The 20,085-nt window shown below is 72.9% G+C and carries 16 protein-coding genes and 2 tRNA genes; 3 read left to right on the top strand and 15 right to left on the bottom strand.

Features of this window, described 5'->3' with window-relative positions:
• Nucleotides 1-23: 23 nt before the first annotated feature.
• The gene (locus AB0L37_RS02535; RefSeq protein WP_365498880.1) at nt 24-1,556 is read right to left on the bottom strand and encodes an MFS transporter; all 1,533 of its coding nucleotides are present in this window, start codon (nt 1,554-1,556) and stop codon (nt 24-26) included.
• Between the two features lie 97 nt (nt 1,557-1,653).
• Here AB0L37_RS02535 and AB0L37_RS02530 point away from each other — a divergent pair, with 97 nt between their 5' ends.
• Entirely contained in the window at nt 1,654-2,517 is an 864-nt protein-coding gene (locus tag AB0L37_RS02530) for an endonuclease/exonuclease/phosphatase family protein (RefSeq protein WP_365498877.1), read from the top strand.
• A gap of 31 nt (nt 2,518-2,548) precedes the next feature.
• On the opposite strand, the gene AB0L37_RS02525 is transcribed toward AB0L37_RS02530, so the two are convergent.
• From AB0L37_RS02525 to AB0L37_RS02490, 8 genes are all read right to left on the bottom strand, one after another.
• Nucleotides 2,549-3,835: a bifunctional glycosyltransferase family 2/GtrA family protein gene (locus AB0L37_RS02525; RefSeq protein WP_365498874.1), complete on the bottom strand. Its 1,287-nt coding sequence runs from the start codon at nt 3,833-3,835 to the stop codon at nt 2,549-2,551.
• A gap of 26 nt (nt 3,836-3,861) precedes the next feature.
• Complete coding sequence (locus tag AB0L37_RS02520) at nt 3,862-5,409, bottom strand: HAMP domain-containing sensor histidine kinase (RefSeq protein ID WP_365498871.1); 1,548 nt, start codon at nt 5,407-5,409, stop codon at nt 3,862-3,864.
• Nucleotides 5,406-6,155: a response regulator transcription factor gene (locus AB0L37_RS02515; RefSeq protein ID WP_365498868.1), complete on the bottom strand. Its 750-nt coding sequence runs from the start codon at nt 6,153-6,155 to the stop codon at nt 5,406-5,408. The genes AB0L37_RS02520 and AB0L37_RS02515 overlap by 4 nt, the downstream gene beginning before the upstream one ends.
• Before the next feature lie 101 nt (nt 6,156-6,256).
• The gene (locus AB0L37_RS02510; protein ID WP_365498865.1) at nt 6,257-7,141 is read right to left on the bottom strand and encodes an amidohydrolase family protein; all 885 of its coding nucleotides are present in this window, start codon (nt 7,139-7,141) and stop codon (nt 6,257-6,259) included.
• Nucleotides 7,122-7,493 (bottom strand): antibiotic biosynthesis monooxygenase, encoded by a 372-nt coding sequence (locus AB0L37_RS02505; protein WP_365498862.1) that lies wholly within the window; start codon nt 7,491-7,493, stop codon nt 7,122-7,124. Before AB0L37_RS02505 ends, AB0L37_RS02510 begins: the two co-directional genes overlap by 20 nt.
• Nucleotides 7,494-7,742: 249 nt before the next feature.
• A complete protein-coding gene (locus AB0L37_RS02500) occupies nt 7,743-8,603 on the bottom strand; it encodes a DUF2797 domain-containing protein (protein ID WP_365498859.1) in 861 nt (286 codons plus the stop codon).
• 160 nt (nt 8,604-8,763) lie between these two features.
• Nucleotides 8,764-8,836: transfer RNA gene (locus tag AB0L37_RS02495), tRNA-Arg, on the bottom strand.
• Between the two features lie 181 nt (nt 8,837-9,017).
• Nucleotides 9,018-9,111 (bottom strand) — tRNA-Ser (locus AB0L37_RS02490).
• A 160-nt stretch (nt 9,112-9,271) separates the two neighbouring features.
• Here AB0L37_RS02490 and AB0L37_RS02485 point away from each other — a divergent pair.
• Both AB0L37_RS02485 and AB0L37_RS02480 read left to right on the top strand, forming a co-directional pair.
• Nucleotides 9,272-9,733: an SSI family serine proteinase inhibitor gene (locus AB0L37_RS02485; RefSeq protein WP_365498856.1), complete on the top strand. Its 462-nt coding sequence runs from the start codon at nt 9,272-9,274 to the stop codon at nt 9,731-9,733.
• Between the two features lie 194 nt (nt 9,734-9,927).
• Nucleotides 9,928-13,920 carry a PAS domain-containing protein gene (locus AB0L37_RS02480; protein WP_365498853.1) on the top strand — a complete coding sequence of 1,331 codons (3,993 nt, stop codon included), beginning with the start codon at nt 9,928-9,930 and terminating at the stop codon, nt 13,918-13,920.
• A gap of 79 nt (nt 13,921-13,999) precedes the next feature.
• Here AB0L37_RS02480 and AB0L37_RS02475 read toward each other — a convergent pair whose 3' ends face one another.
• The 6 genes from AB0L37_RS02475 to AB0L37_RS02450 form a co-directional block, all read right to left on the bottom strand.
• On the bottom strand, nt 14,000-15,658 hold the full coding sequence (locus AB0L37_RS02475) for a long-chain fatty acid--CoA ligase (protein WP_365498850.1): 1,659 nt from the start codon (nt 15,656-15,658) through the stop codon (nt 14,000-14,002).
• Between the two features lie 110 nt (nt 15,659-15,768).
• A complete protein-coding gene (locus tag AB0L37_RS02470) occupies nt 15,769-16,344 on the bottom strand; it encodes a SigE family RNA polymerase sigma factor (RefSeq protein ID WP_365498847.1) in 576 nt (191 codons plus the stop codon).
• Between the two features lie 181 nt (nt 16,345-16,525).
• Nucleotides 16,526-17,386, bottom strand: coding sequence for a DUF1906 domain-containing protein (locus AB0L37_RS02465; protein WP_365498844.1), 861 nt, complete (start codon nt 17,384-17,386; stop codon nt 16,526-16,528).
• Nucleotides 17,387-17,438: 52 nt separating this feature from the next.
• Nucleotides 17,439-18,605 carry a lipid-transfer protein gene (locus tag AB0L37_RS02460; protein ID WP_365498841.1) on the bottom strand — a complete coding sequence of 389 codons (1,167 nt, stop codon included), beginning with the start codon at nt 18,603-18,605 and terminating at the stop codon, nt 17,439-17,441.
• The gene (locus AB0L37_RS02455) at nt 18,602-19,033 is read right to left on the bottom strand and encodes a MaoC family dehydratase (RefSeq protein WP_365498838.1); all 432 of its coding nucleotides are present in this window, start codon (nt 19,031-19,033) and stop codon (nt 18,602-18,604) included. Before AB0L37_RS02455 ends, AB0L37_RS02460 begins: the two co-directional genes overlap by 4 nt.
• Nucleotides 19,030-20,085, bottom strand: a complete 1,056-nt coding sequence (locus tag AB0L37_RS02450; protein ID WP_365498834.1) for an acyl-CoA dehydrogenase family protein — start codon at nt 20,083-20,085, stop codon at nt 19,030-19,032. The genes AB0L37_RS02455 and AB0L37_RS02450 overlap by 4 nt, the downstream gene beginning before the upstream one ends.

The raw sequence follows: 20,085 nt of genomic DNA, 5'->3' as shown, positions 1-20,085 counted from the left end.
CCGCCTCCGTCCCCGCACCGATGCTATGCGGAAGCCACCATCGCTGAGTCTGCCCTCTCGGCCCGCCGCAGCAACGCCGCTGCGAGGAGTCCGCCGACGAGGACGGCGACGGCCCCGACGAGCTGACTGGTCTCCAGACCCGAGGAGAAGGCGTCGGCGATACGGGCCTTCTCCGTATCGGACGACGCCGCCGCGAGCGCCGCGGGCAGCGAGGCCGCGGAGACGGATACGAGCGCCGCGAACCGCGCGTTCAGGACGGCGCCGAGGACGGCGACGCCGAGCCCGTTGCCGAACTCGGCGAGGGTGCCGTTCACGCCCGCGCCGACGCCCGCCTTCTCCGGCGGGATCGCGCTCATGATGGCGTTGGCCATGGCGGGCATGGCCAGGGCGATGCCCGCGCCCATCACGATCAGGCCGGTGAGCAGGCCGCCGTAGCTGTCGCCGCCGAGCAGCGCGATCGCGGCGAGCCCGGCCGCCAGGCACGTCATGCCGGACGCGATGGTCAGGGGCGTGCCGAGCTTCGGCAGGAGGCGCGCGCCGACCCCGGTGAGGTTGAGCGCGACGACGGTCAGGGCGAGCGGCGCGGTGCGCAGGCCCGCCTCCAACGGCCCGTATCCCAGGACGAATTGGAGGTGCTGAGTGAGCAGGAAGAGCGAGCCGCCCATGCCGAACGCGACGAGGATCGCCCCGGCGACCGCGCCCGTGAACTTCTGGTTGCGGAAGAAGTGCATGTCCAGCATCGGGTACGGGATGCGCAGCTCCCACGTCACGAACGCGGCGAGGAAGGCGACGCCGATCGCGGCCGAGGCGAGCGTCGGCCCGGCCGTCCAGCCGTCGCCGGGCCCGGTGATGATCGCGTAGACGATGCCGGTCATGCCGATCGTGGACAGCAGCGCGCCGAGCAGGTCGGGCCGCTCACCCCGCGGGTTCTTGGACTCGGGCACGAGGGCCAGGACGGCGACGAGCCCGATCACGGCGACGGGGATGTTGATCAGGAAGATCGCGCCCCACCAGAAGTGGTCGAGCATCACACCGCCGAGCAGCGGGCCGACGGCGAACCCGAGCGAGTTCACGGTCGCCCACAGCCCGATCGCCTTGACCCGCTCCGCGTCGTCGAAGATCTGCACGACGACGGCGAGGGTGGTCGTCATCAGGAGCGCGCCGCCGACGCCCATCCCCGCCCGCGCGGCGATCAACTGCCCGGTGGAGTCGGCGAGTCCGGCGACCAGCGAACCGACGCCGAAGAGCACGAGTCCGGCCGCGAGCATCTTCTTGCGGCCGTAGCGGTCGGCGGTGGAGCCCGCGGTGAGCAGCAGGCCCGACTGCACGAGCGAGTAGGCGCTGATCACCCACTGGATGTCGGACGTCGACGCGTGCAGCTCCGTGGTGAGCGAGGGGATCGCGACGTTCAGGACGGTGTTGTCGAGCAGCACGGTCAACTGGGCGAGGCAGATGACACCGAGGATGAGCCAGCGCTGCGGGTGGCCTCCGGCCGGGGCGGGGCCGGGGCCTTCCGGGTGGGGGTTCTTCGCGTTCTCGGCGGTCGTCGCCGTCATCTGGGCTCGCTCTCCGCTTCGGGGCCGGTGGATGCTATACAGCGTAAAGGAGAACTCGTACGCTGTACAAGAAGGTTTTCCGCCTACGGTTCCGAGCATGCCGATTCCTGTCCGGGCACTGCCCCGACTGACCCTGCCCGCCGTACTGCTGAGCCTGGTCGCGGCGGCACCTCCCGCCTCCGCCGACGCGCACGGAGCCGTTCCCCTCCGGATCGCCACGTACAACATCCACGCCGGGTCCGGCATGGACAACGTCTTCGATCTCGACCGCCAGGCCGCCGCGCTGCGGGCGCTCGACGCGGATGTGATCGGGCTCCAGGAGGTCGACGTCCACTGGGGCGCGCGCAGCCAGGACCTCGACGTGGCGCGGGAGTTGGCGGACCGGCTCGGGATGCGGGTGTCGTTCGCGCCGATCTACAGCCTCGATCCGGTGACGGCCGGCGGCCCGCGGCGCGAGTACGGGGTCGCGGTCCTGTCCCGGTATCCGATCCGGTCGGCCGCCAACCACGAGATCACCCGGCTCTCCACCCAGGACCCGAACCCGGTGCCGGCCCCGGCGCCCGGGTTCGGGGAGGTGACGCTCAAGGTGCGCGGCATCCCGCTCCAGGTGTTCGTCACCCACCTCGACTACCGCGCCGACCCGTCGGTCCGGATCGCCCAGGTCGCGGACACCCGCCGCATCATGGCGTCCGAACGGGAGGCCGTCCCGGGGGCGCGTCAGGTGCTCCTCGGCGACTTCAACGCGGAGCGCTCCGCGGGGGAGCTGGAACCGCTGTGGCGGGAGTTGAGGGATGCCGGGCCGGTGAACGGGGGCGACACGTATCCGGCGGATGCGCCGGTGAAGCGGATCGATTATGTGGCGGTGGGGGAGGGCGTGCGGGTCCGGAGCGTCTCGGTGCCGCCGGAGCCGGCGGCATCGGACCATCGCCCGGTGATCGCAGAGGTCGCGCTGCCCCGCTAGGGGCGCGGGGAACGGCGCCGGGGCCCGGGGCTCAATCGCCGCGGGGGCTTGAACTGCTCGCGGGGAACACCCACGCCCGGAAGAGCAGAAAGCGCAGCACGGTCCCCGCGAGGTTGGCCGCGATGAGCACGGCCAGTTCGGTGGAGTGCGCGGCGTCGCCGGACGCGGTGTTCAGGGCGGCCAGCGAACCGCTGGTCAGCGCCCACCCGATGCCGAAGACGACGATGCCCTGCGCCTGGTGGCGCACGGCACCGTCACGGCCGCGCACCCCGAAGGTGAGGCGCCGGTTGACGGCCGTGTTGGCGAGCGCCGAGACGAACAGGGCGAGCGCGTTGGCGACCTGCGCGCCCGAGGACGTACGGAAGCCGGAGTAGAGCAGCAGATACAGCAGCGTCGACAGGGCACCGACCACGCAGAAGCCGACCAGCTGACGCGCCAACCCGCGCGGGACTCCGGCGAGCTGACGGTCGCGCGGGTCGTCTCCGAAGGGGCGGGCGAGCCGGTCGAGCGCGAGCGACCCGGTGGCGAGGGCCTTGCCGACCCGCCACACACCCTTCAGGTCCTCGGTCGCCGTCTTCACGATGTGGACCGTCGAGTCCGGGTCGTCGACCCAGTCGACGGGCACTTCGTGGATACGCAGCCCGGCGCGCTCGGCGAGCACCAGCATCTCGGTGTCGAAGAACCAGCCGGTGTCCTCCACCAGCGGGAGCAGCACCTGCGCGACATCACGCCGGATCGCCTTGAAACCGCACTGGGCGTCGGAGAAGCGGGCCTGGAGCGAGCCGCGCAGGATCAGGTTGTAGGCGCGTGAGATGAACTCCCGCTTCGGGCCGCGCACGACGCGCGACGAGCGGGTGAGCCGGGACCCGATCGCGAGGTCCGAGTGCCCGGAGATCAGCGGCGCGACGAGCGGGAGGAGCGCGTTCAGGTCGGTGGACAGGTCCACGTCCATGTACGCGAGGACCGGCGCGTCGGACGCCGACCAGACGGTGCGCAGGGCACGCCCGCGCCCCTTCTGCTCAAGACGGACGTACGAGACTCCCGGCAGCTCGGTGGTCAGCCGGTGCGCCACCTGGGGCGTGGTGTCGGCGGAGGCGTTGTCCGCGACCGTGATCCGGAAGCGGTAGGGGAAGGTGCGGACCAGGTGCCGGTGCAGCCTGTGCACACACGCGCCGAGGTCCTTCTCCTCGTTGTGGACGGGGACGACAACGTCCAGGACCGGCACATCGCCGCTGCCCGCGGGGAGGTGCTCCCGCGCCGGCAGCGCCCCGAACCTCGCGGCGGTGGGGTCGATGCCCGGAGAAGAGTCGGTTCGCATGCCACCGACATTCGCCAACTGCCCTGTCAGCGCTGTGTGGTGAGGCTTTGGCCCGCCTGTGAGTACGGCTGTGCGCATCCGGCGGGCACAGTGGGATCGACGTACGCCGGCAGGTGCACGGTGAACACCGTCCTGCCGGGCACCGAGTCCACGGTCACGGCGCCGCCGTGCGCGGCCGCGACGGCCTGCACGATGGCCAGGCCGAGCCCCGTGGAGCCCGCCTTCCGCGACCGCGACGAGTCACCGCGCGCGAACCGCTCGAAGACGTGCGGCAGCAGCCCGGCGGGGATGCCGGGCCCGTCGTCCTGGATGTCGAGGCAGACCCGGGGGCCGTGCCCGTGGACGCGTGCGGTGACGGTCGTGCCCGGTGGCGTGTGCGTACGGGCGTTCGCGAGCAGGTTGACGAGGACCTGGTGCAGCCGCGCGGAGTCGGCGAGCACGGTGGCCGGTTCATCGGGCAGTTCGAGACGCCAGGCGTGACCCTGGCCGGCGGCGCGGGCATCACTGAGCGCGTCGACGACCAGCGGCGACAGGTCCGTCGGCTCGTACGACAGGGGTCGCCCGGCATCGAGCCGCGCGAGCAGCAGCAGGTCCTCCACGAGGCCTGTCATGCGATGCGCCTCGGACTCGATCCGGCCGAGGGCGTGCCGGGTGTCGGGACCGGTCTCCTCGCGGCCGCGCCGGGTCAGTTCGGCGTAACCGCGGATGGAGGCGAGCGGCGTGCGCAGCTCGTGACTGGCGTCGGCGACGAACTGCCGTACGCGCGTCTCGCTCTGCTGGCGTGCCTGCAACGCCCCGTGCACATGGTCGAGCATCCGGTTGAGCGCGGCCCCGACCTGCCCGACCTCGGTCCGCGGATCGGCCTCGGTGTCGGGCACGCGCTCGTAGAGGGTGACTTCGCCGCTGTGGAGCGGGAGTTCGGAGACGCGGGTCGCCGTCGCGGCCACGCGGCGCAGGGGGCGCAGGGCGAGGCCGATCATGAGGGCGCCGGTGATCCCGGCGGCGACGAGCCCGGCCGCGGTGACGGAGAGCTCGACGAGGATCAGGGTCCGGACGGTGTCCTGGACCTGGGAGACCGGCACCCCCACGACGACGGTGTCGCCGTCGACCGTGTGCACGGCCTTCACCCGGTACGTGCCGAGGTCCGTCAGGTCGACACCGTGGATGTCGCCGTCGTCGGACACGGCCGCGAGCTCGCTCCGCTGATCCTCCGTGAGGTCGGCGGTGGCGAAGCCGCCCGTGCCGCGCTCGGACGCGGTGACCGTGCCGTCGTCCACCACGGCGCCCACGGTGTCCTTCGGCGACCCGCCGCCGACCACGAAGCGCAGCTTCTGGTCGACATCGATATCGGGCGGCTGGGTCTGCGACGACGCCTCGCCGGGCTTCACGGGCTGCTTGCCGCCCTCGGCCCGATGGGCGATCGAGGTGAGGTCGGAGTCCAGGCGCTCGTAGAGCGAACTGCTCACCGCCACCGTGGTCACGGTCCCGATCACCGCGGCGACGACGGCGATCAACGCGACGGCCGACACCACGAGCCGGGTCCGCAGTGTCCTGGCCCCGCGCCGCCGGCTCACGCCACCGTCGTCGCGGCCGGCTTGATCAGATAACCCGCCCCGCGCCGCGTGTGGATCATCGGCTCACGCCCGGCGTCGATCTTCCGCCGCAGATAGGAGATGTACAGCTCGACGACGTTGGCCTGGCCGCCGAAGTCGTAGCTCCACACCCGGTCCAGGATCTGCGCCTTGCTGAGCACGCGCCGCGGATTGCGCATGAGGAACCGCAGCAGCTCGAACTCGGTCGCGGTGAGGTGGATGTGGGCACCGCCCCGCGACACCTCGTGGCTGTCCTCGTCGAGCATGAGGTCGCCCACGACGAGCACGGAGTCGCTGCGCCGGTCCGCGGCGCCGGTCCTGCGGATCAGCCCGCGCAGCCGCGCGACGACCTCCTCGAGGCTGAACGGCTTGGTGACGTAGTCGTCGCCCCCGGCCGTCAGCCCCGCGATGCGGTCCTCGACGGCGTCCTTGGCGGTCAGAAACAGCACCGGCACGTCCGGCAGCTCACGACGCAGCCGCCCGAGCACGCTCAGCCCGTCCATGTCCGGCAGCATCATGTCGAGCACGACGGCGTCGGGCCGGAACTCCCGTGCGGTCTGCACGGCTCCCGACCCGTCACCGGCGGCACGGATCTGCCAGCCCTCATAGCGCAGGGCCATGGACAACAGCTCGGTGATGGACTGCTCGTCGTCCACGACAAGCACCCGGACGGGGCTCCCGTCCGGCCTCAGCAGTTCGGTACGCCCCTGGGGCGAGGTCGCGGTCATGGTGCAACCTTGCGGCGCCCCTCTGAGAACACCCTTTCCCGAACCTGTGAAAACCCTGAGAAACGCACAGCCGCCCCACAGCGCCGGCGTCAGAGCCGACCTCAGAGGCGGAAGAGGTCCCTGCCGTTGTCATGGCAGACGGCCCGCACCCATGCGTCCCCCAGCCCGAGCCGCTCGATCGCCTCCAGCTGATGCACGTACGGGTACGGAATGTTCGGGAAGTCGCTCCCGAGCAGCACCCGGTGCCCCAGGTCCCGCAGCCGCCCCAACTCCCGTACGGGAAAGGGCGCCTGCGCCTCGCTGAAGTCGGTGAACGCCATCGTCGTGTCGAGCCGCACCTCGGGGTAGCGCTCGGCCAGGTCAAGGAAGTCGGTGTACTCCGGCATCCCCATGTGCGCGACGATCAACGGCAGCCGGGGATGGCGCGCGAGCACCCGCCCCATCGGCTCCGGCCCGGTGTGCTTGCCGGGCGCGGGCCCCGACCCGCAGTGCGTCACGACGGGCACGCCCGCCTCGGCGAGCAGCCCCCACACGGGGTCCAGCAGCGGATCGTTCGGGTCGTAACCCCCCACCTGCACATGCGCCTTGAACACCCGGGCCCCGTCCTCCAGGGCCCGCCGCACATACGCCTCGGCGCCGGCCTCGGGAAAGAAGGTGGCGGTGTGCAGACACCCAGGCGTCCGACCGGCGAACTCCACGGCCCACCCGTTCAGCCACTGCGCCATGCCGGCCTTGTGCGGGTAGAGCATGGCGGTGAAGGCGGTGACCCCGAACTCCCGCAGCAGCTCGACCCGCCGGTCCTCCTCCTCGCGGTACGTGATCGGCCACGCGACGCCGGTCATCGGCCCGACGGCGTCGAAGTACGCCCACACCTTGCGCAGCACCCGCTCCGGCATGAAGTGCGTGTGCACGTCGACGAGCCCGGGCAGCCGGTGACGTGCGAGGAACTCCCGTACCCGCCCGGCCTCATCCACGCGCGAACCCATGACTGCGCTCCACCTTGGCGACGTGCACCGTGTACCGCTCGTACCACTCGGCGCGCCCCTGCTTCTGCGCGGCGCGGTGCTCGCCGACGGACCTCCACTCCTCGATCGCGTCGATGTCCCGGAAGTACGACACGGTGATCCCGAGCCCTCCGGGCGTCCGCGCGGACTCGTGCCCGAGGTACCCCGGCATCCGTGCCACGAGCTCGTCCATCCGCTCCGCGGTCTCCCCGTACCCGTGATCCCCCTCGGTCCGTACGGAGGTGAACACGACGACGTAGTACGGCAGTTCAAAGGCGGGCAGCGGCTGGACATCCCCACCGGCCGCGCCAGGCGCAACGCTCTGATCACTCATGTCCCACACGGTCGCCCGCCCCGGCCGCGGCTGTCCAGGGAATCCGAGAGGAATCCGGGAGACAGGCCCTGGGCCGTGTCCCCGAAGTCCCTCCTGCCGCGCGACGCCTCGCACGCCCCCCAAGACGCCGCACCGGCCGTAAGGCCGGGTACATCCAGTACGAGGCCTTGCACCCGGCACGCCGAGAGCACGCACCAGACACCACGCGGCCCGCCCTCCGGGCGAACGGAGGGACTTTGCGGACACGACCTAGAACAACCCGTCCTGCACCCTCGGCACCTCCCGCACGACGACCCCCGACACGCCCGCCGCCCCCGCGCCCTCCCCCGGCCGCTCCAAAGGCCACCCGGCCAGCACACGCGTATCGACGACGAGCCGCCGCCCCGCCGCCTCCACGAGATGCAGATCGGGCCCGGCCGCCGCCACGACCGTCCCCGCCACGACAGCCCCCTCCCCGAGCCCGCCGACCACGCCGTCCACCCGGTCCACGGCGCCGAGCCCGAACACCTCGCCGTGCCCCACGACCTCGCACGGCATCCGCTCCAGCGACTCGGGCCACCCGCCGAGCCCGCAGGCCACCGCGTGGGCCCGCACCAGCTCGGCGCTCCCGTCCCCGACCCCCGCGCGCACGGCCCGCTTCCTCTCGTACGGAATCCGGTCCGGCACCCCGAGCGCCACCCGCAACAACTCCTCGGCCCGCCGCGCAGCCATCAGGGGCCCCCGCCCCAGCCACGTGAAAGCGACGGCCCCCTGTTCAAGGAGCCGCGCGCTCCCGCGCCCCACCCCCGTGATCCCCACCTTCACGAGCCCGTCCCCGAACCAGGCCAGATACACGTGGTACGGCCGCGGATCGTCGGCGACGGTGTCGGCGGCCACGGAATGCGCCCGGTCGATCCCGGCACACTCGTCGCACTGCGCCCGTGTCCCCCGCACCGGCACGGCATCCCGCCCCGGACACACGGTCCGCCGCCCGCCCCGCCACACCCCGAGACACCGCCGCGCCCCCGCGACCCGAAACCCCACGCCCTCCCCGAACCGCACCTCACTCCACCGCTCGACCCCTTCGCCCCCGACCCATCCGAACGCCGGCCGCCCCCCACGCCACCGCATCCCGGTGCACCACCACGTCATACGAGCCAGGATGACGCACACCACTGACAGCGCAGGGCTCCGGGCACGGCAGATCCAAGGCGGACCCCCCGCGCTCCGGATGCCGTCGTCGGGCAACGCAAGAGGCCCCCGGATGATCTCCGGGGGCCTCTTGGCTGTGTGCACTCGGCAGGATTCGAACCTGCAACCTTCTGATCCGTAGTCAGATGCTCTATCCGTTAAGCTACGAGTGCTTGTTTTTTGTTCTGTTGTTGTCTCCGGCCCTTGCCTTTCGGCCTGTCCCGGCGACAGGAAGAACATTACATGACTGCCGCCGCCATGTGAAATCCGTTAGCCGCACCCGTTGTGACCTGCGGAAACGTTCCCTGGAAGCACCGAAGCCCCGGTCCTGGTGGACCGGGGCTCCGGATCATGTGGCGGAGGCGGAGGGATTTGAACCCTCGATGGGATTTAAGTCCCAAACCGCATTAGCAGTGCGGCGCCATAGACCGGACTAGGCGACGCCTCCAGCACAGTCCCGCCCGCGCGAGCGAGTGGGTTGCGTGCAGATGATGACACAGCTGAGCGCCGTGTCACCAATCGCCCCCCACGGTACTAGGCGGGCAGGCCGCAGGGCAAAGGCGTAACGCCGGGCGCAACGTCGTGGCGAGCCGGGCGTTAAGCACGGCATGTCGCTGACCCGTCTGCTGTTCACCGCCGCCGCCTCCGTCGCCGTCCTCGCAGCCGTGCCCGCCGGCGCCCACGCGGACACCGGCCCGTACCGGATGCCGCCGCCCCCGTTCGGCTCCCCGGACGCTCCGGGCGCCGACCGCCTCACCGTCTCCGTCGTCGATTCGGGCAACGGGAACGACGGCACGTACGAGCTGGAGTGCGGGCCCGCCGGCGGGAGCCATCCGGATCCGCGTGCGGCCTGCGGGCGGCTCGACGAGCTCGCGGCGGCCGGCCAGGACCCGTTCGCGCCCGTGCCCGCGGGGACGTACTGCACGATGCAGTACGGCGGCTCGGCCACCGCGCACGTCACCGGGACCTGGCACGGGCGGTCCGTCGACGCCTCGTACAAGCTGACCGACGGCTGCGAGATCTCGCGGTGGAACCGGCTGACCCCCGTGCTGCCTGCGACGGCTCCGTGACGGTGGGTCCATCGGTCACACGGCCGTGACCCGGCCCGCGCCGGATCGTCACATCCTCTACGTGGGCTCCCTCTCATCCGGCGCCGCGAGCGCAACCTCTGCCCGTAGACTCCCTCCCGTGACACGTTGCGGGCCGCGCGGCAAGATGGCCTGCGCAGTCGGCAAGTTGCGGTAATCAGGGAGGAAGCGTCGTCGTGAGCAGCAGGCCATCCCGAGGCGCTGCTCGCCTCGCAGCCATACTCGATGCGCTCCCGGATGCATTGGTGCTGGTCAACACCAACGGGACCGTCGTCAACGCCAATTCCATCGCCCTCGAGGCCTTCGAGGCCCCGGGCACGGCACTGGTCGGGCGCGGACTGCTCGATCTGCTGCCGGAGTTCGACTCCCGGCTGATCCCGGGCTCCATGCGCCGCCCCGACACCGTCACCGACGAGCGCGGGCGCACCAAGCCGACCCGGATGACGGCCCGCCGCACCGACGGCACCGAGTTCCCCGTCGAGGTCACCTCCGCCAATCTGGCGGACGGCGCGCGGGACGCCGTGGACCCGTACAGCACCGCGGGTTCCTCCTACAACGGCTCCGAGCTGCTGATGCTCGTCGTGCGCGACCTGTCGGGGACCGTCGACACCGAAGCCGAACTGGCCCGCTCGCAGCGGCAGACGGAGATGATCCTGCGGGCCGCCGCGGAGGGTGTCGTCGGGACGGACACCGACGGACGGATCGTGCTCGTGAACCCCGCCGCCGCGCAGATCCTCGGCTTCCGGGCCAGTGACCTGGGCGGCCAGGAGCTGCACGCGCTCGTGCTGCACTCGCGCGCCGACGGCGAGCCGTTCCCGTACGAGGAGTCGCCGCTCGCCGACACGCTGCGCTCCGGGCGCAAGCACCGGGTGCGCGGGCAGGTCCTGTGGTCCAAGAACGGCGAGCGGCTGCCCGTCGACATGACGACGGCGCCCGTGCGCGACGGGGACCAACTCGTCGGCGCGGTCATGACCTTCACCGACCGCCGTCCCTACGACAAGCTCGTCACCGAGCACGCCGAGGAGATCGCCCGGCGCGACGAGGCCGCCGAGCGGGAGCGCGAGGAGCGCGCCGCCGAGCTGGAGCGGGTGCGCGGGGAACTGACCGCCGAGCTCGCCGCGCTGCGCGAGGAGCACGCCGAGGAGCTGTCCGCCGAGCGGGAGCGCGGCGCCGCCTTCGCGGAGCGCGAGAAGGACCGTTACGAGGAGCTGGCGGCGCGCCACTCGCAGCTGCTCGCCGTCCTCGACCAGTCCCTGCGCGGGCCGCTCGACGAGCTGCGCCGCGAGCTGGGGCACCTCGCCGCCGACGACGCGGGGCAGTTGTGGCCCGAGGCCAACCAGGTCCTGCACCACCTGGCCGCCGGCTACTCACGGATGACGACCCTCGTCGACAACGTGCTGGCCTACCAGTTGCTCGATTCGGGCAGCGCGCAGCTTTTCCGTACGAAGGTGATGCTGGACGCCGTCGTCGCCGCCGGTGTCGACGGGGCCGTGGAGCTGATCGGGCCCGGACGCGCCCAGTTCGCGGTGCACGCGCCGCCGATCGAGGCCGAGGTGGACGCGGGGCGGCTCGCCACCGCGCTCGCCCACCTGATCGCCGACGTCGCGGGGATCGACGCGACCGGGAACGCGCGGGCGGCCGTGCCCGGCGCCGGTTACGTGGACTCGACGATCGTCGTGGCCGCGGCGCTGCGCGGCGAGAGCGTACGCATCGAGGTCCGCGGGCCCTACTCGGGCGGCGACCCCGTCCACGAGCCGATCGTGCGGGGCATCGTGCGGGCGCACGGCGGTGTGCTCCAGACGCATGAGGTGCCGGGCATGAGCGGCAGCGCGTACGTGCTCGATCTGCCGCTCGGCGACGGGGCCGGGGCGGTCGCCGCCCCCGCCCCCGGGACCGTCGCGGCCCCGGAGGTCACGCCGAACCTGCCCGAGCAGGCCACCGCGACCACCGGTGGCGGGCGCCGCCGGGCACGCCGTGCGGCCGGGCCTTCGGTGGACTCGTTCCTGGAGAGCGGGCTGCCGGTCGACGCGGCCGCCGAACCCGGTTCACGGTCCGGCGGCACGGGCCGCCGGCGCGGGCGGCGGGCCGCCGACGAGACCGGGGCCGTCACCACGGACACCCCCGCCCAGCCGCAGCTTCCCGCGGCCGAGGAAGGAACGGCCGGCGGCACCGGGCGGCGCCGGGCGCGCCCCGTGGAGACCTCCGCCGCCGAGGGCGCCGTGGTGACCGCGGCCGAGCACGCGGCGGGATCGCCCGCCTCGGGCCTGGGTGACACGGTGCCGCCGCAGGGCGTTCCCACGCCGACCGGGCGCCGGGCCCGGCGCGACGGATCTCCGCAGGCGGCACTGCCCGCGCTGCCGTCGGCGTCCGGCGACGCGTCGGGGCACGGCCAGCTGGAACTGGCGGGGGCCGGTGCCTCCGGGCAGCCTTCGGGGCGGCGGGCGCGGCGCGCGCTCGGCACCGCGCAGGCCGCCGCGAGCACCGAAGAGGCCGCCCCGCGCGAGGTGTTCGCGCTGCCGCCCGCGCAGAGCGACCGGCCGGCCGAGGTGCCGGTGACGGGTGAGGCACCTGTGACGGCTGAGGCGCCTGGGGCTCCCGCGGCTCCCATGGCCCCTGGTGTCCCCACGGCACCTGGTGTCCCCGTAGCGCCTGCTGCCCCTGTGGCACCGGCTGCTCCTGGGGCTCCTGGGGCTGAAGAGGTGCCCACCGTCCCTGCCCCGCCCATCGCACCCCCCGCACCCGTCGCCGCCGGCCCCGCCCCCGACCCCGCCCCCGTCTCCGCACCTGTCGAGCAGGACGAGGACGACGAGCAGCGGCACGACGCCGCGGGAGGGCACCCCGCCGAGGACCACACGCCGCCGCAGCCGCACCCGGCGCAGACCACACCGCCGCAGGGCACCCCGACCCGGGCCGCGCTGCCGCCGGAGGGTGCGCCGCGTCCGCGTACCGCTCAGCCGCTGCCCGCCGAGGCGCCGCCGAACCCGGCGGCCGTCGACCCCGACTCCACGCAGGGCCGCGCCTTCAGCGTGCGGACGCTGGGCCAGGGCGTGCCGTTCGGGCGCCAGGTGGCCGAGCAGCAGCGCCGGCCGCAACCGCAGACGCCCCCGCAGGGCATCCCGCGGACCCCGTCCCAGCTCCCCTCCCAGGAGGGCACGCTCGGCGGTTCCGGGCGGCGGCGCAGGCTGTCCACACGGCAGGAGCAGCCGGAGGCCCCGGCGAACCAGCCGCAGACCCAGACCCCGCCTCAGGGCACGCCCCAGGGGACGGCCGCCCGGCCGCACCCGCAGCCCCCGCGGCTCGCGGGCAACACGACGGAGGGCACCGGCCGCGCCTACGCGATCGGCGCGCCCGCCCGGGACGCCGACGAGGGCCCCGAGCCGCTCGACGGCCCGGGCGGCGCGGTCGAGGTCGCCAACCGGCCGCAGCCGCTGCCGATGGACGACGAGCTGCCCCCGGAGCCGCTGGACAATCCGCGCCGGCTCCTGGTGTGGCCCGCGCCCGACGTGACGACGCAGCAGGCGCTGAGCGACCGCGGCTACCGCCCGGTGACCGTGCACTCCCGCGAGGAGGTCGACGCGCAGATCGCGGCGTTCCCCGCCGCGCTGTTCGTGGACCCGCTGACCGGGCCGATCACCCGCACCGCACTCCAGTCGCTGCGCCAGGCCGCCGTCGCGGCCGAGGTCCCGGTCCTGGTGACCGCGGGCCTGGGACAGGCGACGCGCGAGGCGGCGTACGGGGCCGATCCGGCCGTACTCCTCAAGGCGCTGGCGCCGCGGGACAGCGAGCAGCACCCGCCGCGCGTGCTGCTCATCGAGGAGCACGAGGAGATCGCGCTCGCGCTGACGGCGACGCTGGAGCGGCGCGGGATGCAGGTCGCGCGGGCCGCGAGCGACGCGGACGCGGTGACGGCGGCGGCCCAGATGCGGCCGAACCTGGTCGTGATGGATCTGCTCCAGGTACGCCGTCGGCGCGCGGGCATCATCGACTGGCTGCGGGCGAACGGGCAGTTGAACCGCACCCCGCTCGTCGTCTACACCGCCGCCGTCGACCACGCCGACCTGCCGCGGCTCGCCGCGGGGGAGACGGTGCTGTTCCTCGCGGAGCGCTCGACGAGCAGCGAGGTGCAGAGCCGGATCGTGGACCTGCTGGCGAAGATCGGCACCAACTAGCGACAACACGCGTGAAGGGGCGGCCCGTTCGGGCCGCCCCTTCACGTTTCACGTGAAACAGTCGCGCGTCACCGCATGCTCACAGCCGCGTGACGTCCAGCTCCCCCTCCGCGTACTGCCTGCGCAGCACCTTCTTGTCGAACTTGCCGACGCTCGTCTTCGGGACGGACTCGATGACCGTCCAGCGCTCCGGCAGCTGCCACTTGGCGACCTTCTCGGCGAGGAAGGACCGCAGCGACTCGAAGTCGGCGCTCGCGCCCTCCTTCAACACCACGGTGGCGAGCGGGCGTTCGCCCCACTTCTCGTCCGGGACGGCGACGACGGCGGCCTCGGCGACGTCCGGGTGGGACATCAGCGCGTTCTCCAGGTCGACGCTGGAGATCCACTCGCCGCCGGACTTGATGACGTCCTTGGCGCGGTCGGTGAGGGTGAGGAAGCCGTCGGGGCTGATCGTGCCGACGTCGCCGGTCTTCAGCCAGCCGTCCTCGCTGAACTTGTCGGCGGGGCGCAGCGGTTCGGCGTCCGCGCCGCTGCCTCCGTAGTACGCGCCCGCGATCCAGGGCCCGCGCACCTCCAGCTCGCCCGCGGACTCGCCGTCCCAGGGCAGGTGCTCGCCGCCGGGGCCGCTGAGGCGGGCCTCGACGCCGGCCGGGAAGCGGCCCTGGGTCAGCCGGTAGGCGAACTCCTCGTCGCTGCCCGGCTCGACGCCGGCCGGCGGTCGGGAGACCGTACCGAGCGGGGACGTCTCGGTCATGCCCCAGGCGTGGCAGACACGCATGCCGAGCTCGTCGAACGCCTTCATCAGGGAGGGCGGGCAGGCGGCGCCGCCGATGGTGACCTGGGTGACGGAGGAGACGTCGCGCGGCTTCGCGGTGAGCTCCGCGAGCAGGCCCTGCCAGATGGTGGGGACGGCGGCGGCGTGCGTGGGCCGCTCGGACTCGATCATCTCGGCGAGCGGCGCGGGCTGCAGGAAGCGGTCCGGCATCAGCATGTTCACGCCGGTCATGAACGTGGCGTGCGGCAGGCCCCAGGCGTTCACATGGAACTGCGGGACGACGACCAGCGAGGTGTCGGCGTCGGTGAGCCCCATCGACTGGGTCATGTTGACCTGCATGGAGTGCAGGTAGATGGAGCGGTGCGAGTAGACGACGCCCTTGGGGTCGCCGGTGGTGCCGGAGGTGTAACACATGGCCGCGGCCCGGCGTTCGTCCAGCTCCGGCCAGTCGTACGTGGTCGGCTTGCCGGCGATGAGCTCCTCGTACTCGTGCACCTGCTGCGGGGCGCCTTCGAGGACGCTGCGGTCGCCGGGGCCGGAGACGACGAGGTGCTCGACCGTGCCGAGCGCGGGCAGCAGCGGCGCGATGAGCGGCAGCAGCGAACCGTTGACGATGATCACGCGGTCGGCCGCGTGGTTCACGATCCACGTCAACTGGTCCGCGGGCAGCCGCAGGTTGAGGGTGTGCAGGACAGCGCCCATGGACGGCGCGGCGTAATAGGCCTCGACGTGCTCTGCGTTGTTCCACATCAGGGTGGCGACCCGGTCGTGGCCGGTGACGCCCAGGTCGTCGCGGAGCGCATGGGCGAGCTGGGCCGCGCGGGCACCCGCCTCGGCGAACGTACGGCGGTGCGGTTCGCCCTCACCCGTCCACGTGATGATCTTCGAGGTGCCGTGGACTCGCATTCCGTGGTTCAGGATGCGGGTGACTGTCAGCGGTACGTCCTGCATCGTGCTCAGCACGGCGTCCTCCCGGTGGGCGCTACGGAGCAGTAAGGTTCCGCCGATTCTCACCGCATACCACGCGGTATGTCACTACTCCCCGGAATGATCGATCACCTGAGCCGCCCAGCTCAGCCGCGGACGGGCCGCAGCTCCGGGTCCTCGCGCAGCTTCCCGAGCGCCCGCGACACGGCGCTCTTGACGGTGCCGATGGACACCCCGAGCACCTCGGCCGTCTGGGCCTCGCTCAGGTCCTCGTAGTAGCGCAGGACGACCATGGCCCGCTGCCGCGCGGGCAGTTTCATGATGGCGCGCCACATCGCGTCGTGCAGGGCCTGCTGCTCGGCCGGGTCCCCGGCGGGCAGCACGTTCGCCGGCTCGGGCAGCTCGTCGCAGACGAACTCGTCGACCTTGCGCTTGCGCCACTGCGAGGTCCGCGTGTTCAGCAGGGCCCTGCGCACATAGCCGTCGAGCGCCCGGTGGTCCTCGATCCGGTCCCACGCGACATACGTCTTGGTGAGCGCGGTCTGCAACAGGTCCTCGGCATCGCACGGGTTCGCGGTCAGCGACCGGGCGGTGCGCAGCAGCACGGGCTGACGGGCACGGACGTACGACGCGAACGACGGGTACGCCGATGACGCGGCGGACGCGGCCCGCACGGCGGGTTCCGATGCGCCGGTGCAGACAGACGCCAGGGTTGCGGTCATGGCTCCACGCTATGAGCGCCCCCTACCACCGCGGATCGGCCGGAGGTCCCGAAGCGGCGTCCGCCTCAGGTTGTACGCGGGGTGGTAGCCCCACCTCCTGAAGGTGGAGGAGGGGATGAGGACCCTTGAGGGTTCGGCCCTGAGAAGCCCTGTGCGGCCCGCCCCGCCCGGCCGGCCCGGTTCAGCCGATCCGGGCGACGGGCGCGTGCACCAGGTTCCGGTCGATGACGAGGGTACGGCCGCCGTGCCGCTCCTTCACGTTCCCCGCGTACTGGTGGATCCGGCGCTGCGGGTGCCAGGCGTGCCGGCGCAGGACGCGCTCCCGGTACAGATGGGGCCGGGTGTGCCAGCGCGCGAACCACATGACCGACGGCAGGTCCCGCGCCCCGGCCCGACGCGCCGCTTCCATGTGCCGCACCCCGGACCCGGCGCTGCTGTAGAACCCGGGGATGTACCCGTGCCTGCGCACCTCCTTGTCCCATGCCCGTACGAAGGACAGCGTCGTGCGGGCGCAGCCCCGCTTGCGGAGGTTGTAGGCCTCCATGTCGAGGTAGAGCGGGCTGTGCCGCTGGATGCCGAGCTTCTGGGCGCGGCGCACCCCGTCCCGGCCCTCGCGCACGCCCTGGCGCCACGGGTGCCGCCCGATGCGCACGCCCTTCTTGCGCTGCGCGGTGACGCAGGGCGCCTGCGAACCGACGTACACCGGGAGCACCCGCCAGCCCATCCGGTCGACCGCCCGCATCCAGCCGCGGTTCAGCCCGGGCTGCTTGCGGCAGGCCCGGCCGCGGCCGCCGTAGTAGACGCCCACCGCGCGGTAGTCGGACGACCGCCAGCGGCGCATGGTGTCCCGCGACGGCGCCGCGCAGACGTCGAACGCCCGGCCGCGGAAGGTGCGCACCTCGGCTCCCCACGGCGCGGCGGCCCCGGTCCTTTCCACCGCGGCCGTGGGCGGCCGCGCGGGGCGGTCCGCCGCGGACGTCGGCAGGACACCGACCCCGAGCAGAAGCAGCACAAGTCCCATGATCAGCTTTTGTCGGTGCATGGGCCGAGTGAAGGGGCCCGCGTCGCTCACAGGCCGCGGACACGCTCCCGGTTCAGCCGTCCGACCCCAGAATCAGACCCGATGTGGGCACTCCGGTGCCCGCGGTGACCAGGGCCGTGGCCGCGCCCGGTATCTGGTTCACGGCCGTGCCCCGCACCTGGCGCACGGCCTCCGCTATCCCGTTCATCCCGTGCAGATACGCCTCCCCGAGCTGCCCGCCATGGGTGTTGAGCGGCAGCCGCTCCTCGGCGACGAAGCCGGCCGCCTCACCGGGCGCGCAGAACCCGAACTCCTCCAGCTGCATCAGCACGAACGGCGTGAAGTGGTCGTAGAGGATGCCGACGTCGATGTCACCGGGCCCGATCCCCGCCGTACGCCACAACTGCCGTGCCACGACACTCATTTCGGGCAGCCCGGTCAGACCGTCCCGGTAGAAGCTGGTCATCTGCTCCTGCCCGCGGCCCGCGCCCTGGGCCGCCGCAGCGATCACGGCGGGCGGGTGCGGCAGATCGCGGGCCCGCTCGACGCTGGTCACGACGATCGCCTGCCCGCCGTCCGTCTCCTGGCAGCAGTCGAGCAGCCGCAGCGGCTCGACGATCCAGCGCGAGGCCGCGTGGTCGGCGAGCGTGATCGGCTTCTCGTAGAAGTACGCGGCCGGGTTCGTCGCCGCATACATGCGGTCCACCACCGCGACGTGGCCGAACGCCTCGGGCGTCAGCCCGTACGTGTGCAGATAGCGCTGGGCCGCCATCGCCACCCAGGACGCGGGGGTGAGCAGCCCGAACGGCAGGTTCCAGCCGAGGGCCGCGCCCTCCGCCGACGGCTCGCGCCGCTGCACACCCGAGCCGAAGCGCCGTCCCGACCTCTCGTTGAACGCCCGGTAGCAGACGACGACTTCGGCGACTCCGCTCGCCACCGCGAGGGCCGCCTGCTGCACGGTGCCGCACGCCGCGCCGCCCCCGTAGTGCACCCGGGAGAAGAAGGACAGCTCCCCGATGCCCGCGGCCTGCGCGACGGTGATCTCCGGGTTGGTGTCCATCGTGAACGTGACCATGCCGTCGACGTCCCCGGGGGTCAGCCCGGCGTCGTCGAGCGCCGCGTGCACCGCCTCCACCGCGAGCTTCAACTCGCTGCGCCCCGAGTCCTTGGAGAACTCGGTGGCACCGATCCCGGCGACGGCCGCGCGCCCGCCGAGCGAGTCCCTCGTCCGTACGCTCATGACGGGCTCCCCTGCGGGGCGACGACAGGGGCCACACCCGGGGCCGCGGCCGGGACCGTGACCGTGACCGTGCCGGTGACGTGGTCGCCGATGCCGTTCCTGCCGGTGATCCGCACCCGCGCGGTCTCCCCGTCGACCTCGGTGATCTGCCCGCTCAACACCATGGTGTCCCCCGGGTAGTTGGGCGCGCCGAGCCGTATCGCGACCTTGCGGAGCGTCGCCGTGGGGCCGAAGTGGTCGGTGACGTACCGCCCCACCAGGCCGTTCGTCGTCAGGATGTTCATGAAGATGTCGGGGGAGCCCTTCTGCCGGGCCAGCTCCGCGTCGTGGTGCACGTCCTGGTAGTCGCGGGAGGCGATCGCCCCCGCGACGATCAGGGTCCGCGTCACCGGGATCTCCAGGGGCGCCAGTTCGTCACCCGCCTTCATGCCGCTTCGCCTCCAGCCGCGATCACATCGCCCAGTTCCGCCAGGAGTTCGGGGGCCGCACCCAGATAGCCGTCCAGCTGCCGGCCCCACAGGAAGTGCCGGTGCACCGGATGGTCGAGGTCCGCGCCCATGCCGCCGTGCAGATGCTGGCCCGTGTGCACCACGCGCTTGCCGCCCTCGGACGCCCACCAGGCCGCCGTCAGCGCATGGCTGCCGTACGCGAGACCCTCGTCGCGCCGCCAGGCCGCCTCGTACGCGGTGACCCGGATCGCCTCGACGTCCATGTGGGCCTCCGCGGCCCGGAGTTGGACCCCTTGCTTGGCCGCGAGCGGGCGGCCGAACTGCTCCCGCTCGTTCGTGTGAGCCACCGCTCGGGCCAGCGAGCCCGCGCAGACCCCCGCCTGGAGCCCGGCGAACGCGGTGCGCGCGGTCGCGAGCACGTCCTCGTACGCGCCAGGGCCGCCGATCCGCTCCGCCGGCGTGCCGTCGAGCACGAGCCGCCCCGCCGACCAGGGCGCGGTCAGCTCGACCGGCTCGCACCCGGCGTCGTCCGCCCGCGCCATCCACAGGCTGTGGACAGTTTTCTCGCGGACCGCCACCAGGACATGCGTGGCGTCGCGCAGCCACGGCACCCACGGCACGGTCCCGCTCAGCCGCGCCCGCCCGGCCGCCTTCTCGGCGTCCACCATGATCCCCGTACGTGCCGGAAACGCGCCCGCCGCCACGGCCGAGCCGTCCCGCAACCCCGGCAGCAGCCGCTCCCGCTGCTCGGCGCCGCCGTGCGCGCCCACCGCGAGCAGCCCGAACACACAGCTCGCCGCGAACGGCACCTGTGCCGTCGTCCTGCCCTGCTCCTCCAGCATCAGGACGAGTCCGAGCAGCCCTGTCTCCTCCACGGCGCCGAGCAGGCCCGCGCCGCCCAGCGCCTTCCACAGCTCGCCGTCCGTGCCGCCGTCGAGCCCCGCGAGCCGCTCCGGCGTGGACAGATCGCCGAAGATCCGCGCGGCGAGATCCCGTACCGCCTCCTGCTCCGGGGTGGGGGTGAAGTCCAT

The sequence above is a fragment of the Streptomyces sp. NPDC052225 genome (assembly GCF_040679615.1).
Taxonomy (GTDB): Bacteria; Actinomycetota; Actinomycetes; order Streptomycetales; family Streptomycetaceae; genus Streptomyces.
The sequence above is the reverse complement of the archived record's forward strand: the minus strand, read 5'-3'. Positions and strand labels throughout refer to the sequence as shown.